Below are 26,763 nucleotides of genomic sequence, written 5' to 3'. Positions count from 1 at the left end.
GCGCCGGCTACTTCTACATCGGCGGCCGCTACCAGAAGCTCGGCGACAAGACCGTGATGGTCGGCCAGATGTTCGTGCAGTCGCGCACCCCGGCCCGGATCACGCAGCCCTACCCGGTGGTGATGGTGCACGGCCTCGCCCAGACCGGCGTGAACTACCTCGCCACCGCGGACGGCCGCCCCGGCTGGGTGCAGCGCTTCGTCGAGAAGGGCTACCAGGTCTACGTGGTCGATCAGGTCGGGCGCGGGCGCTCGGGCACCAACCCGGAGGTCTACGGCCCCTACGACCGGCTCGGGACCCGCAGCCTGGAGCGCACCCACACGGCCCCGGAGGTCTACGACCTCTACCCGCAGGCCAAGCTCCACACCCGCTGGCCGGAGGGGCCCGGCGTGCAGGGCAACGCCGCCTTCGACCAGTTCTTCGCGAGCCAGGTCCCGTTCCTCGCCAACAGCCAGCAGACCGAGGAATGGGTCGACCCCGCGCTGGTGGCGCTCCTCGACAGGATCGGGCCGGCGATCCTGGTCACCCACGGCCAGGCGGCCCTGTTCGGCTGGGCGGCCTCGGACGCGCGGCCGGACCTCGTGAAGGCGCACGTCGCCGTCGAGCCGAACGGCCCGCCCTTCTTCGACGTGCAGTTCCGCGGCGGCAAGGAGTTCTGGGAGAAGACCGGCGACGGGCGCGCCCGCGCCTACGGGCTGACCCGCATGCCGCTGACCTTCGACCCGCCGGTCAAGGCGCCCGAGGACCTGACGGTGGCGCAGCAGGCCAAGGGATCCGAGTCCAGGCCCGACAGGGCGGCGGACGGGCGGATCCGCTGCTGGCTGCAGGGCGAGCCGGTCCGGACCCTGCCGAACCTCGCCAAGGTGCCGGCCGTGGTGGTGACCGCGGAGGCCTCCTTCCACGCCACCTACGACGACTGCACCGTCGCGTTCCTGACCCAGGCCGGCGCCAGGCCGGACGTGGTCCGGCTGGCCGACCAGGGCCTCCACGGCAACGGCCACATGATGATGCTGGAGACGAACAGCGACGCCGTCGCGGACGTCCTGGCCGGCTGGCTCGCGGGCCGCGTGAAGTAGCCCCGCGGGGCCGCCTCCGCCGCGCCACCGATACGTGTCGCTACGGCAACAGCCGTCGCCTTCCGCGCGAAGGCCGCTTGCGGCCGCGCGCGGCTGTCCGTAGTCCGGTGTATAGAAAGATCAAGTATTACAGTAGTTTATCACAATTCTAAACAGCGCGGCTGAGACGTCGGGGGCGAATCCGGCGCGCGCGGCCGGCTGCCCGCAGCGTCGCATCCGGCAAGGGACCATGAGAGCCGTCCACCCCCGCCCCACCCTGCGCGCCCTGCTCGCCGGCGCCTCGCTCGCCGTGCTGGCGCAGGCCGCGCCGAGCCTCGCCCAGGACGCGGCGCCGCGCCGCGGCGGCGCCAACCCGCCGGCCGGCGGCAGCGTGCAGCTCGGGGAGCTGAGCGTCACCGGCCAGGGCGGCGGCCCGGCCTCCGGGGTCCCCGCCGGCGCGCCCGTGCGGGCCGCGGAGAGCCCGACCGGCCCGATCGACGGCTACGTGGCCCGGCGCTCGGCGACCGCGACCAAGACCAACACGCCGCTGATCGAGACCCCGCAATCGATCACCGTCGTGGGCCGGCAGCAGCTCGACACCCAGAACGCCCAGACCCTCACCCAGGCGACCCAGTACGTCGCCGGCACCTACGCGGGCACCTTCGGCGCCGACACGCGCCTCGACTTCTTCCAGCTGCGCGGCTTCGTGGTCAGCGATTACGGCCTCTACCTCAACGGCCTGCAGCTCCTGAACTACGGCTTCGCCTACAGCCGGGTGAACACGTTCGGGCTGGAGCGGATCGAGGTGCTGCGCGGCCCCTCCGCGGTGCTGTTCGGCGCCGGCAATCCCGGCGGCCTGATCAACCAGATCAGCAAGCGCCCGACCGAGACCCCGTTCGGGCTCGTCGAGGTCGGCGGCGGCTCCTTCGACCAGCGCTACGCCGCCTTCGACGTCGGCGGCCCGGCCGACGCCGAGGGGCACTGGTTCACCCGGCTCACCGGCTACGCCCGCAACGGCGGCACCCAGGTCCAGGGGGCGCCGGACGACAGCTACTACATCGCCCCGGCCTTCACCTATAAGCCGGACGGGTCGACCAAGTTCACGGTCCTGTCGAGCTTCCAGCACGACAACACGGCGGTGACGGCGAACTTCCTGCCCTACTACGGCACCGCCCGGCCGACCGTGCTCGGCCTGCGCATCCCGCGCTCGCTCAACGTGGGCGATGCCGGCTTCAACACCTTCCGGCGCGACCAGGCCTTCATCGGCTACGAGTTCGAGCACGTCTTCGACGACACCTGGGCGGTGCGCCAGAACGCCCGCTACGGCTACACGCAGAGCTTCCAGAATTCCTACATCGGCCAGCTCGGCTACACCGACCCGCTCCAGACCCAGCTCGGCCGCTACCTGTTCCGGGATTCCGCCAAGATCGCGCAGCTCGACGTCGACACCCAGGCCGAGGCCAAGTTCTCCGACGGCTTCTTCCGCCACGACTTCCTGATGGGCGTCGAGTACCGGAACTTCCAGATCCACGACAACCAGGCCTCGGGCTTCCCCGGGCCCGACCTGAACATCCTCGCGCCGATCTACGGTCCGCAGACGGTCTCGGCCTCGCCCTACCTGATCAACGCCAACTCGTTCCAGCAGGTCGGCCTGTACTTCCAGGACCAGATCAAGCTCACCCCGGAGCTGACCCTGATCCTCGGCGGCCGCCAGGACTTCGTCCAGAACACCGTCTACGACCGCCTGACCCCCGCCAACACCAACGGCCGCAACGACAGCGCCTTCACCTACCGGGCGGCGGCGATCTACAACTTCGACTTCGGCCTCGCGCCCTACATCATGTACGCGACCTCGTTCCAGCCCCAGATCGGCGTGGACATCAACAACCGCACCTTCAGGCCCGATACCGGCGATCAGGTCGAGGGCGGCGTCAAGTTCGAGCCGCCGGGCCAGGGCTACTTCCTGACGCTGGCGGGCTTCGACATCCACCGCAACAACGTGCTCACCCCCAACCCGGTGAACACGATCTTCCAGACCCAGGTCGGCGCGGTGCGCTCCACCGGCTTCGAGGCGCAGCTCGTCGCCAACATCGCCGACGGCCTCAACCTCGTGGCGTCCTTCACCAAGTTCGACTTCACCACCATCCGGGACGCCGATCCGGTGCGGGTCGGCAAGACGCCGGTCAACATCCCGCAGACCCTGGCCTCGCTGTTCGCCGACTACACCATCCCGCTCGGGCCGTGGCGCGGCTTCGGCTTCGGCGGCGGCGTGCGCTACGTCGGCAGCTCGTTCGCGGATGTCGGCAACACCCTGCGGGTGCCCGACTACGTGCTGTTCGACGCGCAGGTGCACTACGATTACGAGAACTGGCGCTTCCAGGTGAACGCCTCGAACCTCGCCGACCGGCGCTACGTCGCCTCCTGCCAGTCGAACGTGTCGTGCTTCTACGGCGACGCCCGGCGGGTGCTGGCGAAGGTCAGCTACAAGTGGTGAGGCGGCTCGGGCGGTCCCCGTCGTGACCGCCCGGTCGTCGTGATCCGCTGCGCCCGGATCAGCCGTTCGCCGCCTCCGCCCCGGTGATCGGCTGCGGCCCGGAGAGCCGGGTCGGCAGGGCGTCGATCCGCAGGGACCGGCGCAGCGCCCGCGAGAACGCGTCGACCGCCACCGTCATCAGGGCGGTGGCGGCGATCAGCACCGCGGCCACGTCGAGGCGCAGCTCCGAGATCGCGGCGTCCACGTAGAAGCCGAGCGTCGTGACTCCCAGGATCCCGAAGATCGCGCTCTCCCGCAGGATCAGCTCCCAGCGGTAGAGCAGGTAGGCCAGGAACTGCCCGTAGAGCCGCGGCACGGTCTCGTAGGCGTAGAGGTCGAGGCCCCGCGGCGCGTCCGCCCGGTAGGGGATCGCGTCGGCGTGCCGGCCCATCAGGTAGGCGACGATGCCGGCATTGTGCAGCGCCAGCGCCAGGATCGCCGGCAGCATCGAGGGGCCGAGCAGCTGCAGGCCCACATAGGCCAGCATGTAGTCCGGCGTGGAGCGCACCACCACGAGGAGCGCCCGCCCCAGCGGCTGCCCGACCGGGCCTGCGAAGCGCCGCGCGGTCAGCGGGAACAGGACTAGGGCTCCGAGGGCGGTGGCGGCCAGGGCGACCTGCGCCAGGACCAGGGTCTGGGCGGTGCCGGGCAGGACCTGCTCGGTCAGGATCGGGCGCAGCCACGACCAGAGCCGCGCCCAGGTCTCGGGCTCGGCGAGCGACGCGCCCCGGAGCGGGGCCGGTACGACGTCGTGGCCGAGGAAGCGGGCGAGGCTCGGGCCAACCGCTGCGCTGCCGACCGTCGCCGGCAGCGCCAGCGCGGACCCGACGAGCAGGACGGGCAGGGTCCGGGCGCGCACCCAGAGCCGCCGCGTGCCGATCAGCGCGTAGAAGATCAGGAGCAGCGCCCCCGCCTCGGCGTAGCGGCCCTGGCGGAAGGCGGATTCGAAGGCGAAGCCCATGGTCGGCAGCCCGATGAAGCCGAGCACGAGGCTGGAGCGCAGGCCGCATTCCAGGCGATAGAGGGTGTAGTCGCGCATCCGCCCGGCCACCTCGGGCAGGCGCGCGTACAGGAAGGCCGAGACCGCGCCGGTGCCCGCGGGCAGGACCCGGAGCGCCGCGAGGTCGGCCTCCTCGATCAGCTCGGCGTAGACCTTGGCGCAGATGCCCGCGTAGGGCAGCGCGATGGCGAGTACGCCGGTGGTCGCCGACAGGCCGAAGACCTGCATCAGCAGCAGCGCCCAGAACAGCTCGTGGACGGCGCGCAGGCCCGCGCAGGCGAGCCGGACGGCGCGCGAGCGGCCGAAGGGGACGGCGAGCAGCAGCCCCGCTCCGGCCCCGAGCCCGACGCCCAGCATCGCGAAAGCCACGGTGTAGACGACGCTCCAGCCCTCCACGGCGGGGAAGTCGGGCCGGATCAGGCCGCCGAGGAGCCGGGCGAGGTCGGCGAAGGGGTGGAGCGTCGTGACCTGCAGGTCGGCCACCAGCAGGCCTGCGAGCGCCGCGGCCAGGAACCAGCGGCTCACCGCCCCGTAGCCCGGCCGCGGCAGGCGCGCGGCCTTGAACGCGGGCTTGCGCGCGGCCTTGCGCGCGGCCTTGCGCGCGGCCTTGCGCGCGACTGCGCGCATCAGGCGGCCCCGTAGAACGGGCTGAGCCGCGCCGGGTCGAGGCCGGCCGAGGGCGCGTCGAGGACGATCCGGCCGGCCTCCAGCACCACGATCCGGTCGGTGTGGGCGAGCGCCAGGGCCACGTCGTGGAGCGCCAGGATCAGGGTCTCGTGGCCGCGGGCCAGCTCGGCGAGGATCCGGCCGCCCTGCCGGCGGTCCAGAGCCGAGACCGGCTCGTCCCCGACCAGGATCGGCCGGCCGTTGTAGAGGGCGCGGGCCACCGAGACGCGCTGCTGCTGGCCGCCGGAGAGTGCCCCGGCCCGGGCCCAGAGCCGGTCCGCGAGCCCGACCCGGTCGAGGACCGCCTCCACGGCGGCGACGTCGGCCCGCGCCGGCCGGACCAGAGTGCGCAGGTTGTGCAGGGTCGAGCGCCGGTCGAGGCGGCCCATGTAGACGTTGTGGAACACCGAGAGCGGCCGCACCAGGGCGGCGGCCTGGGGCACCAGCGCCACCCGATCGGGCGCCTGCCCGTGGATCAGGCCGATCAGGGTCGACTTGCCGGCGCCCGAGCGCCCCATGAGCGCGACCCGCTCGCCCGCCCGCACGGTCAGGTCGAGGCCCGACAGGACCGGGCGCCCGTCATAGGCCGCGGAGGCGTTCGCGAGGACGATGGCCGCGCCGCGCGACACCCGTGTCAGTCCAGGAGTCCGGTGGAGCGTCCGACCGCGACGAGGGGCTCGTAGGCCGCGTCGGTCACGGGGATGAATCGCGAGCGCCCGAACGGCTCCAGGATCGCCGGATCCGTGATGCCGGTCAGCGCGGCGCGCAGCCTGTCGGTGAAGCCCGCGCCGTAGGTCTGCTCCACGTCGCCCCGGACGGTCCACTGGTAGTCGGGGAAGGTCGGGCTCTCCCAGATCACCGAGACCGCCTGTCGGTCGACCTTGCCGGCCTTCGTGTCGAGGTCCCAGACCGAGTAGTCGACGGCGCCGACCGCGAAGGCGCCGGACTGGACCAGCTGGATCGTGCGGGTGTGGTCGCCCGAGAAGCCCACCCGGGCGAAGACCTGCTCGGGGGTCTTCCCCGGGAAGGCCTGCCGGATGAAGTACTCGGGCATCAGCCGCCCGGAGGTCGAGGCGCGGGCGCCGAACGTGAAGGTCTTGTCCCGGATGTCCTTCGGGAAATCCTTCTCCGGCTTCAGCCCGGCGGCGGCGTTGGCGATGATGTAGGTCTTGAACGCCGCGTCCTCGGCGCCCTGCGCGATCGCCTGCGAGCCCGGCACGGCCCTGCGCGCCTGGACGCCGGTGAAGCCGCCGAACCACGCGAGCTGCACCTGCCCGTTGGTGAAGGCGGTGACCGCTGCCGGGTAGCTCTTCACCGGGATGTAGCGCACCGGCACGCCGAGCCTGGCCTCGAGATAGGCGGCGACCTTGCCGAAGCGCTCGACCAGCCGGCTCTCGTCCTGGTCGGGAATGCCGGTGAAGACGAGGGGCGGGAGCGCCTTCGCGGCCGGCTTCTCCTGCGCCTGCGCCTGTGCCGGCGCGGCCAGGACCGCCAATGCCCCCAGGACGAGCCGTCCCAACCGTCCTGATCTCACCCTCGATCCCGACCTCGATCCCGGCCTCGATCCCAGCATCGCTTCCTCGTTACACCGCGCCCACGCACGGTGGGCTCACATCCCGGCGGGCGTAGCAGAAGTTGCCGCGGCCGCCAGCCTCACGGCGCTGCGAGCCCGCCCGCGGCAGCGGACACCGCAGCTAGGCCTGCGCTCCGCGCGGGCCGGCTCGCCTCAGGGACCCGGCGCCACCGCGATCGCCGACAGCGTGAGGTGCTCCGGCAGGGCGGCGTCCGGCACCGGGACGGCCCGGATCCCGGCCGGGAGGACGCCGCCGAGCAGATCCAGGAAATCCCCCGAGGCGGCGAGCTCGATCTCGGCCGCCTTGGCCCGGGTCTCGATCCGCGCCAGGGCGTTCATCGCCGGGCCCAGCACCGTGTACTCGGCCCGCACCCCGTCGTCGAAGACCCCGACCAGGAGGTCGCCCGCGTGCAGGGCGACGACCACCCGCAGGGGGAACAGCCCCTCCCGGGTGCGGGCCGCGTTGAGCGCGGCGATCCGGTCGTGGATCGACAGGGCGCAGGCGAGCGCCGCGCGCGCCTGGGCGTCGGGGTGTCCGACGACGAACTGCACCAGCACCGCGTCGCCGATGTACTTGTCGACGAGGCCGCCCTGCTCCGCCACCGCCGCCTGGGCGGCCGCCCGGACCGCCAGCAGGGCCGTCACCATGGCCTCGGGCGGGTGCTCCCGGGAGAGCCGCGAGAAGCCGCGGATGTCGAGGATCATCAGGCAGGCGTGGCGCCGGTGGATGCCGAGGCCGGAATCGCCGTCCTCGGCGGCGAGGTCGAGGGCGACCGTGTCGGGCACGAAGCGGGCGAGCTGGGAGCGCTCGTGCTCCATGCGCAGGGCCCGCGCCACCGCGGCGCGCAGGCGGATCATGCCGTCGACCACCAGGAGGCCCGCCACCATGAAGGTGGCGAGCCCGGTGACCTGCGCGGTCGGGAAGGTGTCGGCGTTCGGGAACAGGTCCGGATGGACCAGGCCGACCAGGAAGGCCGCGCTCCAGCAGACGGTGACGAGCCCGCAGAACAGCAGGGTCTGCGCCACCCGCATGCTCAGGCCGGTCTGGAGCAGGAGCAGGAAGGCGGGCAGGCGGCTCACCGCGTCGGCGCCGAGCCCCGCCCCGCCGCCGGCCAGCATGTGCTCGATGATCACGTAGACGGCGAGCCCGGCATTGAGCCCGGTGCCGGCCCAGCTGTAGGCGTTGGCCGCGGGGCCGCCGCCCCGCTCCCGCAGCCCGAACCAGACCGTGCCGAGCCCGTACAGGCCGAGGATGAGCCAGTGGCTCAGGGCGTGCAGCGAGCCGTCATAGGCCTGGGCCGCCATCAGCAGCACCAGCACGATCACCACCCGCAGGCCGAGCAGGCGCAGGCCGCCGCCGGCCTGCATGGCCCGCAGCACCGCCTCGTCGTCCGATCCGGGATCCGCCCGGCGCTCGGCCGGAGCCCGCGCGGGCCCCAGCGCGGAGAGCGTCGGGTTGCCGGCGCTGCCCGAGGCCATCAGCCGCCCCGGCCGAGGCGCCGGGCCGCCGCGAAGCGGTTGAGGAAGCGCGGCTCCTTCTCGGGGGCGATCCGGATCGCGAGGTGCAGGGTGCCGTCGGCCTCCGAGCGGCGGTCGAGGATCTCGGCGTTCTCGTAGAGCCAGTTCAGCGCCGCCCCGTCCTCCGGCGGCAGCGCCACCGCGAAGCTCGCGCGGTTGCGCCCGACCCGCGCCTCGATCCGGCTGGTGAGGGCGGCGAGCCCCTCCCCGGTCAGGGCCGAGACCAGGACCGGCGCGGCGCTGTCCCGGTCGTTGCGGGCCCTGGCCTGGCCGCTGAGGTTCAGGAGGCGGGTGCGCTCGTCGTCGTCGAGGAGGTCGGCCTTGTTCCAGACCTCGATGATCCGGTCGGCGCTGGTCTCGATGCCGAGTTCGCGCAGCACCGCCCCGACATCCTCGGCCTGGGCCTCGGAATCGACGTGGGAGACGTCGCGCACGTGCAGCAGCACGTCGGCCTCGATGGCGTCCTCGAGCGTCGCCCGGAAGGCCGCGATCAGCGGCGTCGGCAGGTCGGAGATGAAGCCCACCGTGTCGGACAGGATCACGGTCTCGCCGTGGGGCAGCTTGGTCGCCCGGGCGGTCGGATCGAGGGTGGCGAACAGCATGTCCTTGGCGGTGACCTCGGCCCGGGTCAGGGCGTTGAACAGGCTCGACTTGCCGGCGTTCGTGTAGCCCACCAGCGCCACGATCGGGTACGGCACCCGCGCCCGGCTCTGCCGGTGCAGGCCGCGGGTGCGCACCACCGCGTCGAGGTCGCGCTCGATCCGGGTCATGCGCTCCTGGATCATGCGCCGGTCGGCCTCGATCTGGGTCTCGCCGGGGCCGCCCAGGAAGCCGAAGCCGCCGCGCTGGCGCTCCAGGTGGGTCCAGGAGCGCACGAGCCGGGACTTCTGGTAGGCGAGGTGGGCGTGCTCGACCTGCAGCGTGCCCTCCCGGGTCGAGGCGCGGCGCCCGAAGATCTCCAGGATCAGGCCGGTGCGGTCGATGACCTTGGCGCCCCAGGCCTTCTCGAGGTTGCGCTGCTGCACCGGCGACAGGGCGCAGTCCATCACGACGAGGCCGATCTCGCGGGCGCGGATCAGGCCGGCGATCTCCTCGACCCGGCCCTTGCCGAGATAGGTGGAGGGCCGGATCCGCGGCAGGCTGATCGCGAGGCTCTCGACCACGTCGAGCTCGATCGCGGCGGCCAGCCCGGTCGCCTCGTCGAGGCGGGCCTCCACGGAGCGCGACGGCGCGGCCGGTCCGGGGCCGGCCCCCGCCGCGCCGCGCGCGAGGTAGGGGCCGATCACCAGGGTGTGGGTCGCCGCGGCGATCTCGCCCTCGGGGGCGGCCTGCGCCTGGAGGCGGGCTTCGCCGGACGTCAGCGTTTCGGTCATACGGCCTTTGGCACCGCCGGGACGCCGGCGGCTTCGTTCGAGAACTCGGACTCGACAGAATGGGGATGCGGGCGCGCCGGGCCAAGGCTCGGAGCCGGAAACGCGGCGGATATCCGCAGCCGCGCCGCAGCCGCGCCGTCTTCCCGAGGGCCGCGCGGCGGGGCCCGGGATCCGGACCCGCCGCCGTGCCGGCTCCGGGAACCCGTCGCGTTCGCGGATCCCGGGCTCGCCTGCGGCGCCCCGGAATGACGGCGCGAGAGGCCCGGGCCGGACGCGCGAGTCTACGCCCGGGCGACGGTCATCCGACGCAGCGGCCCCGCCCTCGTCCTGCCGCCGGCCCTCACGCCTTCTCGGCGGTCTCGTCCGGCTCGAACAGCTGCACCGGGTGGCCCGGCATGATCGTGGAGATCGCGTGCTTGTAGACCAGCTGGGAATGGCCATCCCGGCGCAGCAGCACGCAGAAATTGTCGAACCACGTCACCACGCCCTGGAGCTTGACGCCGTTGACGAGGAAGATCGTCAGCGGGATCTTGTTCTTGCGGACATGGTTGAGAAAGGTGTCCTGAAGGTTCTGTGCGCGTTCGCCCGCCATCTTCTTGGCCTTCTTGTTGTCCCGGCTCACTCGGCCCGGATGGGTATGCCGCGGGCCGGATCGTCCGATCATCCGGTCCGGCGTCGTGTATACAAGCACCATGACGACGTGAAAGCGTGGGCGCAAGCAACCCCCGTTCCAGCCGATCCGTGACGGATCGGCCCCGCCCTCAACGCGCGCCCCGGCGCCGCGGCCTCACGGGCCGATGCCGAGGGACTTCAACTTGCGGTGCAGGGCCGAGCGCTCCATGCCGATGAACTCGGCGGTGCGCGAGATGTTGCCCGAGAACCGGGCGATCTGCGCCACGAGGTACTCGCGCTCGAAGATCTCGCGGGCCTCGCGCAGCGCGAGGCTCATCAGCTTCTCGCCGCCCGCGCCCCCCGGCGTCGTCGGCACCAGGGCGCCGATCTCGGAGGGCAGCATCTCGGAGGTGACCTCCTGCTCCGGGTCGGCCTGCGTGAGGATCATCAGCCGCTCGACGTTGTTCTTGAGCTGGCGGACGTTCCCCGGCCAGTTGTGCGACTGCAGCACCGCCATCGCGTCCTCGGCGATCCGGCGCTTGGGCAGGCCGGTCTGGGACGAGATGTTGTCCATGAAGAACTGGATCAGCTCGGGCACGTCCTCCCGGCGCTCCGACAGGGCCGGCACCCGGATCGGCACCACCGAGAGGCGGTGGAACAGGTCCTCGCGGAAGCGGCCGGCGGCGATCTCCTCCTGAAGGTCCCGGGAGGACGAGGAGATGATGCGCACGTCCACGTGCACCCGCGTCGTGCCGCCGACCCGCTGGAAGTTCTGGTCGACGAGGACGCGCAGGATCCGGTTCTGGGTCTCGCGCGGCATGTCGGCGACCTCGTCGAGGTAGAGGGTGCCGCCGTGGGCCTCCTCCAGGGCGCCGACGCGCCGGCCGCTCTCGCCCTCGACCCCGAACAGCTCGGCCTCCATGGTCTCGGGCAGGATGGCGGCGGCGTTCAGGAGCACGAACGGGCCGTTCGCGCGGGCCGAGGCCTTGTGCAGGCTGCGCGCCGCGAGCTCCTTGCCGGAGCCCAGCGCCCCGGTGATCATCACCCGGGCGTTGGTCGGCGCCACCCGGTCGAGGGTCTGGCGCAGCTGGTTGATGGCGAGCGAGGTGCCGACGATGCGGTTGGTCGCGCCCGAGCGCGCCGTCAGGTCGCGGACCTCGCGCCGGAGCCGGGAGGCCTCCAGCGCCCGCTCGGCCACCAGGATCAGCCGGTCGGCCTTGAACGGCTTCTCGATGAAGTCGTAGGCGCCCGCCTTGATGGCCGAGACCGCGGTCTCGATGTTGCCGTGGCCCGAGATCATCACCACCGGCAGGTCCGGGTTGGCGGCCTTGATCAGGTCGAGCACCTGCAGGCCGTCGAGCCGGGAGCCCTGCAGCCAGATGTCGAGGAAGACGAGGTGCGGCCGGCGCGCCTCGATGGCGGCGAGCGCCTCGTCCGAGCCGCCGGCCGTGCGGCAGCGGTGGCCCTCGTCGTCCAGGATCCCGGCGACGAGGTCGCGGATGTCGGCCTCGTCGTCGACGATCAGGATATCGGCGCTCATGCGTGCATCTCCGCGATCCGGGGGGCCGTCGGCGCGGCGCCCTTCTCCTCTGTCGTGACGGGACTGGTCTGAGGACCGATCTCAGGGGCCGCCGCCGGTTCGGGCCCGTGCTCGCGCGGGACCCGCATCCGGACCTGGCCGCCGCGGCCGGCGGGATTGTCGTTCAGCTCGATCCCGCCGCCGTGCTCCTCCAGCACCTTGCTGACGATAGCAAGCCCCAGTCCGGTGCCACCCTCGCGGGTGGTCATGTAGGGCTCGAGCAGGCGCTGGCGCCCCTCGGCCGGAAATCCCTTGCCGTTGTCGGTGACGGCGATCACCGCGAACCCGTCCTCGACGGCGAGGCTCAAGGAGATCTTGCCCTTGCCGAGCTCGGCCTCCGGCACCTCGGCCACCGCCTCGACGGCGTTCTTGAGGATGTTGGTGATCACCTGGCTGAGCAGCCTGATGTCGAAGGCCGCCACGATCTTTTCGGACCCACCGGCGCCGCCCTCCGCCGCGCCCGTCTGGGCCGAGAACGCGAAGTCGATGTCCGGGTGCGCCACGCGCATCATGAACAGGTTCTGCTTGGCGATCTCGGTGAGGTCGTTCGGCGCGATGGCCGGCTTCGGCATCCGCGCGAAGGCCGAGAACTCGTCGACCATGCGCTTGATCTCGTCCACCTGCCGGACGATCGTGGCGGTGCACTGGTCGAACACCTCCTTGTCGGCGGTGATGACCTTCCCGTACTTGCGCCGGATCCGCTCGGCGGAGAGCTGGATCGGGGTCAGCGGGTTCTTGATCTCGTGGGCGATGCGGCGCGCCACGTCGCCCCAGGCGGAGCTGCGCTGCGCCTGGACGAGGTCGGTGATGTCGTCGAGCGTCACCACCGAGCCGCGGGAGGCCCCCTGCGCCTGCTCGCTCGTGACCCGCACCGTGATGGTGCGCTCGCCCCGGGACCGGGTGAGCTGGACCTGCTGCTGCTGCAGGCTGCGCGGGCGCGCCTCGCTCTCGGCCAGCACCGGCGCGAGCTCCGGCACCGCGCGGGCCAGCGGCTGGCCGACGAGCGCGTCGCTCGCGAGGTCGACCATCCGCTCGGCGGCCGGGTTGGCGATGGTGACGAAGCCCGCCGCGTCGAGGCCGATCACCCCGGGCGAGACCCCCGACAGCACGGCCTCGGTGAAGCGGCGGCGGGTGTCGATCAGGTCGCTCGCGGCGATCAGGCCGGCGTGCTGGCGGCGCAGCTCCTGGGTCATCTTGTTGAAGCTCTCGCCGAGATGGGCGAGGTCGCCGCTGGTCTTCTTGGTCGGCACCTGGGCGTAGAAGTTGCCCGACGCCACCTGGTCGGCGGCGTTGATCAGCCGCCGGATCGGCGCCACGAACCGGTTGGCGAAGTTCATCCCGAACCAGACGGCCGAGAGCAGCGCGATCAGGGCGATCAGCAGGAACACCGACGCGAAGGTGATCTGGATCGAGCGGCGCAGCGAGTCGTAGGTGAGGTACTCGGCCGCCGCCGCCCGGGAGACGCCGGGGAACTCGATGGCGAGCTGGCTCACCTCCCGCTGCACCATCAGCACGGCGTCGTCGTAGGCCGGCATGCGCAGCAGCGCGGCGAAGACCCGGCCCTCGGTGGGCAGGAGGCAGATCGGGTCGGCGGAGTTGGCCGCGTCCTCGAAGGCCGCCGCTGAGGGCAGCCGGTTCGTCTTCAGGACGTCGATCTTGGCCCGGGCCACCACCTCGGTCGGCCCGCGCATGATCTGCGCCACCGGCAGGCCGAGATTGGTCGCCCGGGTGGTCAGGAAGGTCTGGAACCAGTCCCGGTTCACGTCGAAGTTCGGCCGGGCCCGGGTCAGGTCGTCGGCGAGGATGCGGATTTCGCGGGCGAGGCTCTGGCACTGGTTCTCCTGGTAGGCGTCGGCCACCTCCACGGATTTCAGCACCACGTCGCGGACCCGGTCGGTGAAGCCGAGCGACAGGCCCCGGTCGATCGTCACCGAGGCGACCACGGCGAGCAGGATCGTCGGCAGGATCGCGATCAGCGAGAACAGGCCGACGATGCGGGTGTGCAGCCGCGCCACCGCGGCGTTGGCCTTGCGGGCGTGCAGGAAGACCCGCGCCTCCCAGGCGATGATGACCGCGAGGCCGAGCACCAGGGCTGCGTTGATGGCGAGCAGCGTCACGCCGTAGGCCGGCGTCGGCGTCACCCGGATCACCCCGGCCAGGATCAGGAAGGTCGCGAGCGCCGAGACCAGGGCGGTGACCACCATGGCGGCGCCGATCCAGCCGGGACCGCGCGGGCCCGGCCGCAGCGATTCCGCCAGGGGCGTGCCGGACGGCTGGGCCGCGTCGGCACCCGCGGGCGTGCCCGCGTCCTGCTGGTCCGCGGTCTCGCCCGTCCCGTCGGCACCCCTCTCGGGGACCGGCGCGGGGCCTTCCTCTGTCCGTGAGCGTCTCAGGAACGGCATGACTGGTGCAAGGCCACAACAGTGTGGCGGAATTAATACGAATCCGGGCGCCCGGGCGGCGGATCGGCGGCGCGATCCGCCGCAGGCGGCCGGCCTTGACCCCGCCCCGCCCCGCCCGTACCCCCGGCCGTGGAGGCGAACGGGGTCTGGTGGCCCTCCTGGTCTTCAAAACCAGCGGTACGCCAACAGCGTACGGTGGGTTCGATTCCCATCCGCTTCCGCCACTCTTCGCGCAGTCGCGATCGGCAGATCAGTGTTCGCCGATATCCAGGCGACACGTGCGATAAAATTCGCAATACTGCTGCATCGGAACTGTGGAGGTGCCGGCTCGTTTCCCGCGGTCGATCCCGCACGGGTGCCCTCGTGAAGAACCGGTCCGCCACCATCGTCCCGTCCCCGCCGGCCTCGGCCGGCCGTGCGCGCTGAGGCCGGCCATGCTGGACAGACTCGTCACGTTCCTCCCGCCCGGCGCCCGCGAGGCGCTGCGGACCCTCGCGGCGCGCCGGCCTGTGCGACGGCCCGCGCTTCGGCCGGGCACCGAGGCCGCGATCCTGCCGGGCCTCGACACCCGGCCCGCCCCGATGGCGCCCTTGCACCCGCCCGCCGCCATCAACGACAATCCCCTCCAGGCCCTCCACGACGCCGTCGAGCGGGATCTGCGCGCCAGCGGCCACCTGCGCTGAGCCCGGGCCGAGGGCCCGTCCGTCACCGCTCCGTCACCGCTTGGCCGGCGCGGGGGCCTCGGGGATCGTCCCGGGCGCGATCCAGTGGCAGGCCGTCGTGCCGCGCACGCCGGCGCAGTCGTAGCTCTGGCCGCCCAGCGTCACCTTGTCGACGATGCCGGTGAGCTCCGTGCGCGCCAGCGCCGCGCAGCCGAGATGGTCCGCCTTGGGATCGGCCAGGTGCGCCGCGGCGGACGCCGCGCCGTCGCGCATCAGCATGCGGTAATTGGCCAGCGACGGGCAGCCGATCACCGGCGGCCCGGCCCGTCGGTCCGGGGCGCTCCTGTCGGCGCGCGCGCGGGGCGCCTGCTGCGCCTGAACCGGCGCGGCGCCGAGGCCGAGGGCCAGCGCGACGAGGACGGCGTCGGAGAGAGGGCGGCGTGTCATGGGCCGCTCGTAGCACGGCGCATCCGGGGTTGCGCATCCGCCGCGGCGCCGCGCCCGGCCGCCGCGCAGGCCTGCGGCGGGCTCAGGGCTCGCCTGCGGATGTTCAGGCTTGACCGCGGGCCCGCCATTTGCGAGCGCCGCCGAGGAACGGAGGACGGGCCATGACGACGGCAATCGACAGCGACCAGAAGCTGCACTTGGTCTTCGGCGGTGAATTGCAGGATCTCGACGGGGTCCGGTTCCGGGACATCCGGAACCTCGACATCGTCGGCATCTTCCCGGACTACGCCTCCGCCCAGGCCGCGTGGCGGGCCAAGGCCCAGGCCACCGTCGACAGCGCGCAGACGCGCTACTTCGTGGTGCACCTGCACCGGCTGCTGGAGCCGCCGGCCCCCTGAGGGGACCGCGCGCGCGGCCCCGGCCCGGCTCCGGGTCCGCCGCGGGCACCCGCGGTGCGTGCGCCGTGAGTGCGGGGCGGCCGTGAAGGCATTGTGACACTTCCTGCCCGCTGCTAAGAGCCTCGCCCGTCATCGGATCGTTCCGGCTCCTCGGGAGACCGGTCTGAACAAGAGCGGCGGGAGGTCCGGCCGCCAGCGAGCGGTCGCCCATGAAATCCTCGATCAAGATCATCGCCGGGAATGCCAGCCGGCCCCTGGCCGAGGCGATCGCGGCCTATCTCGAATTGCCGCTCGCCAAGTGCATGGTCCGGCGCTTCGCCGACATGGAGATCTTCGTCGAGCTCCAGGAGAACGTGCGCGGCGAGGACGTGTTCATCGTCCAGTCGACCTCGTTCCCGGCGAACGACCACCTGATGGAGCTGCTGATCATGATCGACGCCGCGCGCCGGTCCTCGGCCCGGCGCATCACGGCGGTGATCCCGTATTTCGGCTACGCGCGGCAGGACCGGCGCACCTCCGGCCGCACCCCGATCTCGGCCAAGCTGGTGGCGAACCTCATCACCGAGGCCGGCGCCGACCGCGTCCTGACCCTCGACCTCCACGCCGGCCAGATCCAGGGCTTCTTCGACATCCCCACCGACAACCTGTTCGCCGCCCCCGTGATGGTGCGCGACATCAAGGAGCGGCTGCCGAGCGCCGACCGGATGGTGGTGTCGCCGGACGTGGGCGGCGTGGTCCGGGCCCGCGCCATCGCCAAGCGGATCGACTGCCCGCTGGCCATCGTCGACAAGCGCCGCGAGCGCCCGGGCGAGTCCGAGGTGATGAACATCATCGGCGAGGTCGAGGGCCGCTCCTGCATCCTCGTCGACGACATCGTCGATTCGGGCGGCACCCTGGTCAACGCCGCCGAGGCCCTGCTCAACGCCGGCGCCAAGGACGTCTCGGCCTACATCACGCACGGCGTCTTGTCGGGGGGCGCGGTCTCCCGCATCGCCGCCTCGCGGATGAAGGAACTGGTGATCACCGACTCGATCCAGCCGACGCAGGCCGTCAAGCTCGCCCGCAACATCCGGGTGGCGACGATCGCGCCGCTGCTCGGCGAGGCGATCGGCCGGACCGCGACCGAGTCCAGCGTGTCCAGCCTGTTCGACTGACGGCGCCTCCCGGCCGATCCCGGGGGCGCCCCGCCCCTACCGGCCCTGCACCCAGCCGCCCCGGTCGCCGAACTCCGTTCCCGGCGCGGTGAGCACCAGGACCGTGCGGCCCGGCAGCGGCACGGCGCCCCCGGCCGCGATCGCCGGCGCGCCGGGCGCGCGGGCGCCCGCGGGCTCGCCCGTGTCGAAGACCGGCGTCCACGGGCCGCCGATCACCGGGGCGAGGCGGAAGCCGACGGCCTCCGCCCCGGCATTGAACAGCATCAGCAGGCGGTCGCCCGGATCGCCGTCGTTGCCGATCTGCATGCCGAACACCTGGAGCCCGTCGTCGGACCAGTGCCGGACCTCCATCTCGATGCCCTCGGGGGAGAGCCAGTGCACGTCGCGCAGCGGCTCGTCGGGGTCGATCAGCGCGCCCGTGAAGAAGCGTCGCCGCCGCAGGGCCGGTTGAGCCCGGCGCAGGGCCAGCAGGTTGGCGACGAAGTCCGTGAGGGCGGGGTCCGGATCGACGCTCCAGTCCATCCAGCTCGTCGGGTTGTCCTGGGCGTAGGCGTTGTTGTTGCCGCCCTGGCTGCGGGAGCGCTCGTCGCCCATGAGCAGCATCGGGACGCCCTGGGCCAGCATCACGGTCGCCAGCATGTTGCGCTTCTGCCGGGCGCGCAGGGCGAGGATCGCCGCGTCGTCGGTGTCGCCCTCGACGCCGTAGTTGCGGCTGACGTTGTGGTTATGGCCGTCGCGGTTGTCCTCGCCGTTGGCCTCGTTGTGCTTCGCCTCGTACGCCACCGTGTCGGCGAGCGTGTAGCCGTCGTGGCTGGCGATGAAGTTGACGCTGGCCAGCGGCGAGCGCCGGGACGGGGCGAACACCTCGCGCGAGCCGGTCAGCCCCTGCGTGACCTTGGCGAGGGTGGCGGAATCGCCCTTCCAGAAGCCCCGTGTGGCGTCGCGGAACTTGTCGTTCCACTCGCTCCAGCCGCGCGGGTAGCCGCCGAGCTGGTAGCCGCCCTCCCCGATGTCCCAGGGCTCGGCCACCATCTTGACCCGGGCCAGGACCGGATCCTGCGCCACCGCCTGGAAGAAGGCCGCCTGCGGGGTGAAGGCGAACGGGGCGCGCCCGAGGCTCGAGGCGAGGTCGAAGCGGAAGCCCGCGATGCCGTAGGCGGTGACCCAGTGGCGCAGGGAATCGAGCACCAGCTGCATCACCCGCGGGTGGCTCGCGTCGAAGGTGTTGCCGCAGCCGGTGCAATCGCGATTGCGGCGCGGATCGGCGGGATCCAGCTTGTAGTAGCTGGCATTGTCGATGCCGCGGAACGACAGGGTCGGGCCGGTGTGGTCGCCCTCGGCGGTGTGGTTGTAGACCACGTCGAGCCAGGTCTCGATCCCGGCGGCGTTCAGCTCCCGGATCGCCGCCTTCAGGCCGCCGAGGCCGCCCTCCCCCAGGTAGCGCGGGTCCGGGGCGAAGTAGCCCAGGGGCTGATACCCCCAGAAATTGACCAGCCCCTTCTCGACTAGGAAGCGGTCATCCGCGAAGGCCTGGATCGGCAGCAGTTCCAGGGCGGTGACGCCGAGCTTGACGAGATGCGCGATGATCGCCGGGTGGGCGAGCGCCCCGTAGGTGCCGCGCTCCGCCTCGGGGATGTCGGGATGTGTGCGGGTCAGCGCCTTGACGTGCGCCTCGTACACCACCGTCTCGGCGAGCGGCCGGCGCACCGGATTGAGCGCGAGGTCGGGCACCTCCGGGGCGGTGACCACGCATTTCGGCATGTAGACCGCGCTGTCGCGCCGGTCGATCCGGTCCTCGCGCCCGCCCCGGCGATGGCCGTAGAGCGCGTCGTGCCAGCGGATCCGGCCGCGGATCTCCCGCGCGTAGGGGTCGAGGACGAGCTTCGAGGCGTTGAACCGGTGGCCCGCCGCCGGGTCCCAGGGGCCGTGCACCCGGTAGCCGTAGAGCTGGCCCGGCAGCACGCCGCGCAGGTAGCCGTGCCAGACGTCGTCGGTCCGGCAGGGCAGCCGCACCGTGCGGGTCTCGTGCCGCTCCCCCGGCTCGAACAGGCAGATGTCGACCGCGGTGGCGTGCTCGGAGAACAGGGCGAAGTTGACGCCGCGCCCGTCGAAATGGGCGCCGAGCGGTGCCGGCACCCCGTCGTCGACGGCGATCATGCGGGGCGTCCGGTCACACGGAGGGCGGCGGGCGGAAGCAGCGGGCGGCGCCGGCTATTCGGCGGCCGCCGCGGCGGTGGGCGGCTCGCGCTCGATCGTGCGGAAATTCTCGAGCTCCGCCAGGAAGTTGCGCGCCCACCAGTCGACGTCCTCGCGGGTCATGCGCTCGACCATCGGCTTCCAGCGCGCCAGCCGCTCGGCCTTGGGCATGTAGAGCGCGGCCCGGATCGCCTCGGCGACCTCGAACCGGTCGTAGGGGTTGATCAGCAGCGCCTCCGGCAGCTGCCGGGCCGCCCCGGCGAATTTCGACAGGACCAGCACGCCCGGATCGTCCTCGGACTGGGCGACGACGTACTCCTTGGCGACGAGGTTCATGCCGTCGCGCATCGGCGTGACGAGGCCGACCCGCGCGGCCCGGTAGAGGCCGGCCAGCACCGGGCGGGGATAGGCCTTGGTGATGTACTGGATCGGTGTCCAGGCCGGGTCGCCCAGCGAGCCGTTGATCTCGCCGACCTTCTCGTTCACCTCGCGGGCGAGCTGCTCGTATTCCGGCACCTCGCTGCGGGATTTCGGCGTGATCTGGATGTAGGTGACGTTGCCGCGCTGGTCGGGGTTCGAGGCGAAGAAGCTCTCCACCGCCTCCATCCGCTCGGGCACGCCCTTGGAATAGTCGAGCCGGTCGACGCCGATCAGCAGCTTGCGGGTCCGCAGGCCCGCGATGGTCTCGCGCACGACCTTGTTGGCGTTGGCCTTCTCGGCGGCCTCCTTGAAGCCCGCCACGTCGATGCCGATCGGGAAGGCGCGGATCCGGGTCCGGCGGCCGTCGACCATCAGCGAGCCGCCGCCGAGCGGGATCGCCCGCTGGGTGTCGACGAGGTTGCGCTGCAGGTTCTGGACGTCCGCCTCGGTCTGCAGGCCGATCAGGTCATAGTCGACGATGGCGCGCAGGAGCTCGCCGCTCGCCGGCAGCGAGTTGAACACGTCGGCGGCGGGCCAGGGGATGTGGTGGAAGTAGCCGATCGGGTTGTCGAGCCCGAGGCCGCGCAGCTCGGCGGCGAGCGGCAGCAGGTGATAGTCGTGGACCCAGATGATGTCGTCGGGCTCGACCAGCTTGGCCAGCGCCCGGGCGAAGGTCCGGTTCACGCGGCTGTAGCCGGCGTAGTCCGAGCGCGAGAAGGCGCCGAGCCCGAGCCGGTAGTGCATGATCGGCCACAGGGCCCGATTCGCGAAGCCGGCGTAGTATTCCAGGTGGTCCTGCGGCGAGAGGTCGACGACGGCGTACTGGACCCGGCCCCGGTCGATCAGCGTCGGCTCCTCGGACGGCTCGTCCGTGATGGTGCCGCTCCAGCCGAACCACAGACCCTCGTAGGCCGTGAAGGCCTCCTTGACCGCGACGGCGAGGCCGCCCGCCGCCACCGCCTTGCCGCCCTCTTCCGGGACGGCGACGCGGTTCGATACGATCACAAGGCGTGCCACGCGGGTCGACTCCGGATCAGGGGCGCGGGTCGGGTCGAGGATCTCGCCGCGCCTGCATCGGGACATCACTACTATGTCAGAACGCGCGGAGTCCCTGCGCGATCCTTTGTTGGTCGTCCGGCAACCCAAGCGTGAAGCCGGGCGCGGGTCAAGTCGAGGCCCTGCCGTTCCGGGACAGGGCGACCGCTCCGTCCCGACCGGGCGCCCCGTGCGAGCGTTGTGCAAGCGTTGTGCGAGCGTGGCGGTTCTGGCAGACCTTGCCTGAACGGGGACTGAGCGGTGCCGCGCGCCGCCCCGGACCCGGCGCGCGCACCGGAAGGACACACGGAGGCCGGAACCCGCGACAGCCGAGTCGGTTACTCAGCCATCGCGGGGCCCGCGGTCGCCGCGAGCGGCCCCGTCCCCGCGCCGCGAGGAGTGTTTTCGAGATGGCCGGCAACGAGTTACCGCAAGGCACCCCCGTGGACCCGATCGCGGATCCGCACCGCGAGGGGCCGCACGACGCGCCGCACACCGCCGCGGAGGAGCGCGCGCAGTGGCGGGCCCTGCAGGGCGACGTCGAGGGGCTCGCCGACGTGGCGGCCGAGCGCGGGCGCGGCCTGCTCGACGCGGCCCGGCTGCAGGCGCAGAGCTACGTCGAGCAGCGCAAGAGCGATGCCGCGCAGTCGGTCCACGACCTCGCCCAGACGATCCGCAATTCCGGCCGCGACCTCGGCGACAAGCCGAACGTCCGCGCCTTCTTCGACAGCGCCGCCGACGGGCTGGAGCAGCTCGGCTCCTCGATCGAGCGCCGCAGCCTCGGCGAGTTCTACAGCGAGGCCGAGTCCTTCGCCCGGCGCGCGCCGGTCGCCGTGGCGGTGGGGACCTTCGTGGCCGGGCTGATCGCCGCCCGCTTCATCAAGTCCTCCAGCCTGCCGCCGGAGGCGCCGGACGGCGACGCCCGCGACAGCTTCCGGGCCTGACGCCATGACCCACGGCTCCGACCCGCGCCAGGCGGGCCCGTCCACGGGCCCCTCCGCCGGCCCCTCCAGCATCCAGAGCCTGATCGGCGAGGCCCTGCGCGAGACCAACGAGCTCGCCCGCAAGGAGATCGCGCTGTTCCGGGCCGAGATGGCCGGCAACGTCCGCCAGCTCATCGTCGGCCTCGCCTGCATGGTCGGCTCGGCGGTGTTCGCCGTGGTCGCCCTGCTGGTCCTGATCGGCGCCTTCGTGAAGTGGCTCGCCACCATCGTGGGCTCCGAGTGGCTCTCGGCCCTGATCGTCGGCGGCGTGCTGCTGCTCCTCGCCCTCGGGATGGCCCTGTGGGCGCGCAGCGTCCTCTCCCTCTCGACCCTGGCCCCGACGCGCACGACGCGCCAGGTCCGCCAGGATGCCCAGGCCCTGTCGGAGCGCGTGTCCGGATGAGTACGATGAACGACCTTGAGAAGGAGATCGAGGAGAGCCGTGCCCGGCTCGACGACACGATCGACCGCATCCAGGGCCGGCTCTCGGTGCCGAATCTGGTGGACGAGATGCTGGGCAATGCCCGGCGGGTGCCGGCCCTGAACACCACCTACGATTCGGCCCTGGAGGCGGTGCGCCGCAACCCGGTGCCGGTGCTGCTGATCGCGGCGGGCGTCGGCCTGCTGTTCAACCGGATGGCCCGCGACGCCCAGCGCCGCCGCACCGAGGTCTCGGCCGAGCGCGTGCCCACCCTGAACACCGGCGCGGCCCGCGGCTACGACCCCGACCTCCCGACGGTCCGCCCGGCCCGCGATCCGCTGGACACGACCGAGATCTGAGGACCGACCCGTCCGGATCCGGGACGAGACACCTCGCGCGCCCGGGCGGACGACCGGGCGGACCGGCGCCGAAGGCGGGCCGCCGAGACCGACATTTGAGGACAGCGCCATGACCGACAAGCCGGGTATTCCTTCCAGCACCCCCGAGCAGCTCGCCGCCGAGGCGGGCATGCCGCACGGCGGCGGCGACAAGAGCCTGCGGCCGGACCCGGCCGGCCTCGGCGACCCGGGCGCGCCCGGCACGGCCGCGGGCGACTTCACCCTCCGGCCGGACCCGCGCGGCCTGCACGACCCGCTCCAGTCCGGGGCGGCGACGGGCTCGCACGACGCGGCCGGGCACGACGCCGCCGCGGCCGCGAAAGACGGCATCCGGGCGGCGGGCGACCGGGCCACCGAGCTCGCCGGACAGGCGCGCCGCACCGTGTCGGGCCTCGCCGACGACATCAACGACCGCCTCGGCGGGGCGGCCGACCAGGCCCGCGACCGCGCCTCCGCGGCCTACGACGATGCCCGGGAGCGGGCCGGCGCCCTCCATCGCCGCAACATGCGGGCGCTGGACGACCTGACCAACCAGGGGATCGCGGGGATCAACCGCGGGCGCACCGCCGTCGAGCGCTTCGTGGACGACAACCCGCTCCTCGTCGGCGTGGTCGGCGTGGCCGCCGGCCTGCTCCTCGGCGCGCTGCTGCCGCGCACCCGCCAGGAGGACCGGAGCATCGGCCCCTGGGCCGACGAGGTCCGTGACCAGGGCCTGCGCTACGCCCGCGAGGTGACCAATATCGGCCGGGAGTTCGTCCAGACCGCCCTCGATCCGGACAACCTCAACGCCGCCGCGCGCAAGGTGGCCGATCCGGAGGGGCACAAGCCGCCGGAGGGCGAGCGGACGCAGCACAATCTCTGATCCGGGTCCCGGGCCAGGCGCCGGCGGGTCGCTCCCGCACCGTCCGCACGGGCGGAGCGGGGTGACCCGGGGCGCCTCGCGCCGGGGATCGCGGCGGCGGCCGGCTTCCCGCCCCGGCGCGCGGGGACGGCGGGCCCAGGGACCGAGCTTCGTCGGCCCTGGCGCCGACGGCCGGATCGTCAGTCCCGGTACAGACCCGCGTGCGCCTCGCGGAGCAGGTTCTTCTGGACCTTGCCCATGGTGTTGCGCGGCAGCTCGTCCACGAACAGGACGCGCTTGGGGCACTTGAACCGGGCGAGGCGGCCCTCCAGGGCGGCCTGCACGCCGGCCTCGTCGGGGCAGCCGGCGCCGCCCACCACCACGGCGGTGACGGCCTCGCCGAAATCCGGGTGCGCCAGGCCGATCACGGCGGACTCGACCACGCCCGGCAGCGCGTCGATCTCGGTCTCGACCTCCTTCGGGTAGACGTTGAAGCCCCCCGAGATGATCAGGTCCTTGCCGCGCCCGACGATGTGGACGTAGCCCCGGCCGTCGACCTTGCCGAGGTCGCCGGTAATGAAGAACCCGTCGGCCCGGAACTCGGCCGCGGTCTTCTCGGGCATGCGCCAGTAGCCCTGGAACACGTTCGGGCCCTTCACCTCGATCATGCCGACCGCGTCGGGCCCGAGGGCCGCGCCGGTCTCGGGATCGACCACCCGCAGGGACACGCCCGGCAGGGGGAAGCCGACCGTGCCGGCGACCCGGTCCCCCGCGTAGGGGTTCGAGGTGCTCATGTTGGTCTCGGTCATGCCGTAGCGCTCGAGGATGGCGTGGCCGGTGCGGGCCTGCCATTCGCGATGGGTCTCGGCGAGCAGCGGCGCCGAGCCCGACACGAACAGGCGCATGCCCCTGGCCGCCTCCGGCGTCAGGCCCGGCTCCTTGAGGAGCCGGGTGTAGAAGGTCGGCACGCCCATGAGCACGCTGGCCCGCGGCATCAGGCTCAGGATCAGCTTCGAGTCGAGCCGGGGCAGGAACAGCATGGATCCGCCGCTCGCCAGCACCGTGTTGGTCGCCACGAACAGGCCGTGGGTGTGGAACACCGGCAGGGCGTGGATCAGCACGTCGTCGGCGGTGAAGCGCCAGGAGTCGACCAGCGTCCGGGCGTTCGACGCGAGGTTGTCGTGGGTCAGCATGGCGCCCTTCGAGCGCCCGGTCGTGCCCGAGGTGTAGAGGATCGCCGCGAGGTCCTCCGGGCCCCGGGGCACGTCCGCGAAGGCGGCGCCCGCATCGGCGGCCCGGTTGGCGGCCTCGGCGGCGCTGCCGCCGCCCGCCCCGTCGAGGGTCCAGATCTGCCGGACGCCGGCGGCGGCCTCGGTCAGGGCGTCGCGCCGGCCTGGGTCGCAGACGAACACGGTGGGCTCGGCGTCGCTCAGGAAGTAGCCGATCTCCGCCGGGGTGTAGGCGGTGTTGAGCGGCAGGAACACGGCGCCGGCCCGGACCGCGCCGAGATACAGGAAGATCACCTCGGGGCTCTTCTCGACCTGCACGGCCACCCGGTCGCCGGGCGCGACGCCCGCGGCCCGCAGGGCCGCCGCGTAGGCGCCGGAGCGGGCGATCAGGTCCGCGTAAGCGTAGCGGCGCCCGTCCGGCGTCTCGAGCGCGGTCTTGGCGGGATCGGAGGCGCCGTCCCGCACCAGGGAGAAGAGGTAGTTCGTCATCGTGAGGCTGGGCTATCACGGGCTGTGGGTCGCGCGCACCCATAGCCGCCCGGAGGCCCACTCGGCGAGCCCTTTCCGCGGCGGCCCGCCGTCCGTGCGGCCCGGAGAGCCGGGTCCCTACGCCTCGGCGAGCACCACGGCCCGGGGCGGCGGCAGCTTGGCGCGCAGCTCCCGGGTCACCGCCGGGGCCGCCACCACGGTGCCGAGATTGGCGTAGGTCTCGTGGTTCCGCTCGATGGCGGCGAGGTCGTACAGGTAGTTGACCATCAGGCCGTGGGACTGGGCCAGCCCCTTCTTGGACGTGTCGCCCAGGAAGTTGATCCGGTCGAGGCGCGCGCCGTTGCCGAGATGGAACCGGGCCACCGGGTCGAGGGGGCGCCCGCGCTCGTTCTTGGCGCGCAGGAAATAGGCGGCCGCCGCCGGGATCAGCGCCCGGCGCACCGTCTCGGCCCGGGCCTTGTCGGCCGGCCAGGCCGGGTCGTCCAGCGCCCGCAGGGTCTCGACATCCTCGGGCAGCAGGCCCTGCGGGCTGTCGGCCCGGCGCTCCCGCGCCAGCCACGCGGCGAAGCCCGGCACCGGCGAGAGCGTCACGAAGGTCTTGAGCGTCGGGACCTCGCGGGTCAGGTCCTCGACCACCTGCTTGATCAGGAAGTTGCCGAAGGTGACGCCGGCGAGGCCCTTCTGGCAGTTCGAGATCGAGTAGAACACCGCCGTGGTGGCGGCGTGCGGCTGCAGCGGCTTGCGCTCCTGCGACAGGATCGGGGCGATCGCCGGGGCGATCTGGTCGGTGAGCGCCACCTCCACGAAGATCAGCGGCTCGTCGGCGAGCGCCGGGTGGAAGAACGCGAAGCAGCGCCGGTCCGGCGGCTCGATGCGGGCGCGCAGGTCGTCCCAGCCGGAGATGGCGTGCACCGCCTCGTAGCGGATGATCTTCTCCAGGATGTGCGCCGGCGTCGTCCAGTCGATGTGGCGCAGCACTAGGAAGCCGCGGTTGAACCACGAGGCGAACAGGTGCTCGAAGTCGCAGTCGAGGCTGTCGACGGCGTCCATCAGGGCCGGGTCGGCCTCGTCGCCGGCGCGCAGCGCCCGGCGCAGGTCGAACAGGTCCTCGCGCATCCGCACGAGGCTGAGCGTGCCGCCGCGGGCGAGGTTGAGGCGGCGGATCAGCTCCTGGCTGCGCGGCTCGGCGGCCTCGTGCAGGCTGCCGAGGCGGGCGCGGGAGGGGGCGGCGCGGTAGGCGGCGATCGCCTCGTCGACGGCGGCGTGGTCCGCGTCGAAGTCGAGGGCGATGGCCCGCAGGAAGGCGTGGCGCTCGGCCTGGCCGAAGCTCGCGTAGCGGTCGAGGATCAGGCGGGCCAGCGCCACCCCGGAGGCCTCGCCGCGCCGGGAGATCAGGTCCTCGCACAGCTTCACGAGGTCGCCGGCGCTGGCCCGGGATCCCATGTCGCCGCGGCCGATCCCGATCAGGTCGCGGCCGCGCTCGCTGATGGTCTGAAGCAGGTCGCCGAAGAAGGAGATCGCCGCCATGACCTTCGCACTGACCCCTGTCGACCCGGATTCGAGACGTGGCCGGCCCCGCGACGCCGGCTCGTCGATCGGGCGCGGGCGGAAGCGGATCCGGACGCCGCCGGGCGTCCCGATCCGCCCGCCATTCTACGGCGCCGCGGCCGCCGCGACCAGAGCTTGACCGGTCGCCGACGCGGGGCTCCCAGGGTGCGGGAGCGGCACGAAGATCGTGTGACGGGGGGGCGCACGACGGAGCCGGGCGGTCGGTCGTCA

22 protein-coding genes and 1 tRNA gene are annotated in these 26,763 nt (G+C 72.6%); 10 read left to right on the top strand and 13 right to left on the bottom strand.

Annotated features, from left to right (window positions below; translation table 11 throughout):
• Together ME121_RS28210 and ME121_RS28205 are read left to right on the top strand one after the other, a co-directional pair.
• Positions 1–1,076, top strand: a 1,076-nt coding sequence (locus tag ME121_RS28210) for an alpha/beta hydrolase (RefSeq protein WP_059409994.1), incomplete at its 5' end; no start/stop codon positions are given.
• Between the two features lie 229 nt (positions 1,077–1,305).
• Positions 1,306–3,549, top strand: coding sequence for a TonB-dependent siderophore receptor (locus ME121_RS28205; RefSeq protein WP_024830503.1), 2,244 nt, complete (start codon positions 1,306–1,308; stop codon positions 3,547–3,549).
• A 58-nt stretch (positions 3,550–3,607) separates the two neighbouring features.
• Here ME121_RS28205 and ME121_RS28200 read toward each other — a convergent pair whose 3' ends face one another.
• The 8 genes from ME121_RS28200 to ME121_RS28165 all read right to left on the bottom strand — a co-directional run bounded on the left by ME121_RS28200 (position 3,608) and on the right by ME121_RS28165 (position 14,311).
• Positions 3,608–5,215 (bottom strand): PhnE/PtxC family ABC transporter permease, encoded by a 1,608-nt coding sequence (locus ME121_RS28200; protein ID WP_245337817.1) that lies wholly within the window; start codon positions 5,213–5,215, stop codon positions 3,608–3,610.
• Entirely contained in the window at positions 5,215–5,883 is a 669-nt protein-coding gene (locus tag ME121_RS28195) for an ATP-binding cassette domain-containing protein (protein ID WP_012318480.1), read from the bottom strand. Before ME121_RS28195 ends, ME121_RS28200 begins: the two co-directional genes overlap by 1 nt.
• Positions 5,884–5,888: 5 nt before the next feature.
• Complete coding sequence (locus ME121_RS28190; RefSeq protein ID WP_089231361.1) at positions 5,889–6,827, bottom strand: putative selenate ABC transporter substrate-binding protein; 939 nt, start codon at positions 6,825–6,827, stop codon at positions 5,889–5,891.
• Positions 6,828–6,980: 153 nt separating this feature from the next.
• On the bottom strand, positions 6,981–8,306 hold the full coding sequence (locus tag ME121_RS28185; RefSeq protein WP_012318478.1) for an adenylate/guanylate cyclase domain-containing protein: 1,326 nt from the start codon (positions 8,304–8,306) through the stop codon (positions 6,981–6,983).
• On the bottom strand, positions 8,306–9,718 hold the full coding sequence (hflX, locus tag ME121_RS28180) for a GTPase HflX (RefSeq protein ID WP_012318477.1): 1,413 nt from the start codon (positions 9,716–9,718) through the stop codon (positions 8,306–8,308). The genes ME121_RS28185 and hflX overlap by 1 nt, the downstream gene beginning before the upstream one ends.
• Before the next feature lie 340 nt (positions 9,719–10,058).
• Entirely contained in the window at positions 10,059–10,310 is a 252-nt protein-coding gene (gene hfq, locus ME121_RS28175; protein WP_007563033.1) for an RNA chaperone Hfq, read from the bottom strand.
• A gap of 195 nt (positions 10,311–10,505) precedes the next feature.
• Positions 10,506–11,870 carry a nitrogen assimilation response regulator NtrX gene (gene ntrX, locus ME121_RS28170; protein ID WP_012318476.1) on the bottom strand — a complete coding sequence of 455 codons (1,365 nt, stop codon included), beginning with the start codon at positions 11,868–11,870 and terminating at the stop codon, positions 10,506–10,508.
• Positions 11,867–14,311, bottom strand: a complete 2,445-nt coding sequence (locus ME121_RS28165; RefSeq protein ID WP_059409992.1) for a sensor histidine kinase NtrY-like — start codon at positions 14,309–14,311, stop codon at positions 11,867–11,869. Before ME121_RS28165 ends, ntrX begins: the two co-directional genes overlap by 4 nt.
• 131 nt (positions 14,312–14,442) lie before the next feature.
• On the opposite strand from ME121_RS28165, the gene ME121_RS28160 reads away from it, so the two are divergent.
• Both ME121_RS28160 and ME121_RS28155 read left to right on the top strand, forming a co-directional pair.
• Positions 14,443–14,535 (top strand) — tRNA-Sec (locus ME121_RS28160).
• A 210-nt stretch (positions 14,536–14,745) separates the two neighbouring features.
• Positions 14,746–14,994, top strand: a complete 249-nt coding sequence (locus tag ME121_RS28155; protein WP_012318474.1) for a hypothetical protein — start codon at positions 14,746–14,748, stop codon at positions 14,992–14,994.
• A gap of 33 nt (positions 14,995–15,027) precedes the next feature.
• Here ME121_RS28155 and ME121_RS28150 read toward each other — a convergent pair whose 3' ends face one another.
• The gene (locus tag ME121_RS28150) at positions 15,028–15,420 is read right to left on the bottom strand and encodes a hypothetical protein (protein WP_059409991.1); all 393 of its coding nucleotides are present in this window, start codon (positions 15,418–15,420) and stop codon (positions 15,028–15,030) included.
• Positions 15,421–15,581: 161 nt separating this feature from the next.
• Here ME121_RS28150 and ME121_RS28145 point away from each other — a divergent pair, with 161 nt between their 5' ends.
• Together ME121_RS28145 and ME121_RS28140 are read left to right on the top strand one after the other, a co-directional pair.
• Complete coding sequence (locus tag ME121_RS28145) at positions 15,582–15,818, top strand: DUF4170 domain-containing protein (RefSeq protein WP_012318472.1); 237 nt, start codon at positions 15,582–15,584, stop codon at positions 15,816–15,818.
• 209 nt (positions 15,819–16,027) lie between these two features.
• Positions 16,028–16,972, top strand: a complete 945-nt coding sequence (locus ME121_RS28140; RefSeq protein ID WP_012318471.1) for a ribose-phosphate pyrophosphokinase — start codon at positions 16,028–16,030, stop codon at positions 16,970–16,972.
• A gap of 36 nt (positions 16,973–17,008) precedes the next feature.
• Here the strand turns inward: ME121_RS28140 and glgX are convergent, their stop codons facing one another.
• Both glgX and ME121_RS28130 read right to left on the bottom strand, forming a co-directional pair.
• A complete protein-coding gene (gene glgX, locus ME121_RS28135; RefSeq protein WP_059409990.1) occupies positions 17,009–19,129 on the bottom strand; it encodes a glycogen debranching protein GlgX in 2,121 nt (706 codons plus the stop codon).
• Positions 19,130–19,183: 54 nt separating this feature from the next.
• Positions 19,184–20,605 (bottom strand): alpha,alpha-trehalose-phosphate synthase (UDP-forming), encoded by a 1,422-nt coding sequence (locus ME121_RS28130; RefSeq protein WP_024830509.1) that lies wholly within the window; start codon positions 20,603–20,605, stop codon positions 19,184–19,186.
• Positions 20,606–21,033: 428 nt separating this feature from the next.
• Between ME121_RS28130 and ME121_RS28125 the strand changes: the two genes are divergently transcribed.
• From ME121_RS28125 to ME121_RS28110, 4 genes are all read left to right on the top strand, one after another.
• Positions 21,034–21,567 carry a hypothetical protein gene (locus ME121_RS28125; protein WP_029361208.1) on the top strand — a complete coding sequence of 178 codons (534 nt, stop codon included), beginning with the start codon at positions 21,034–21,036 and terminating at the stop codon, positions 21,565–21,567.
• A gap of 4 nt (positions 21,568–21,571) precedes the next feature.
• On the top strand, positions 21,572–22,009 hold the full coding sequence (locus ME121_RS28120; RefSeq protein WP_179239993.1) for a phage holin family protein: 438 nt from the start codon (positions 21,572–21,574) through the stop codon (positions 22,007–22,009).
• Positions 22,010–22,014: 5 nt separating this feature from the next.
• Positions 22,015–22,386, top strand: a complete 372-nt coding sequence (locus ME121_RS28115; protein WP_106427818.1) for a DUF3618 domain-containing protein — start codon at positions 22,015–22,017, stop codon at positions 22,384–22,386.
• A 109-nt stretch (positions 22,387–22,495) separates the two neighbouring features.
• Positions 22,496–23,287 carry a hypothetical protein gene (locus ME121_RS28110; protein WP_012318465.1) on the top strand — a complete coding sequence of 264 codons (792 nt, stop codon included), beginning with the start codon at positions 22,496–22,498 and terminating at the stop codon, positions 23,285–23,287.
• Positions 23,288–23,466: 179 nt separating this feature from the next.
• Here the strand turns inward: ME121_RS28110 and ME121_RS28105 are convergent, their stop codons facing one another.
• Entirely contained in the window at positions 23,467–24,984 is a 1,518-nt protein-coding gene (locus tag ME121_RS28105) for a malonate--CoA ligase (RefSeq protein ID WP_059409989.1), read from the bottom strand.
• A gap of 117 nt (positions 24,985–25,101) precedes the next feature.
• Positions 25,102–26,511, bottom strand: a complete 1,410-nt coding sequence (locus ME121_RS28100; RefSeq protein WP_012318463.1) for a malonyl-CoA decarboxylase — start codon at positions 26,509–26,511, stop codon at positions 25,102–25,104.
• Positions 26,512–26,763: the final 252 nt, after the last annotated feature.

The sequence above is a fragment of the Methylobacterium sp. ME121 genome, assembly GCF_000974725.1.
In the GTDB taxonomy this organism is placed as follows: Bacteria; Pseudomonadota; Alphaproteobacteria; order Rhizobiales; family Beijerinckiaceae; genus Methylobacterium; species Methylobacterium radiotolerans.
This window is presented reverse-complemented; position numbering and strand designations above follow the sequence as displayed.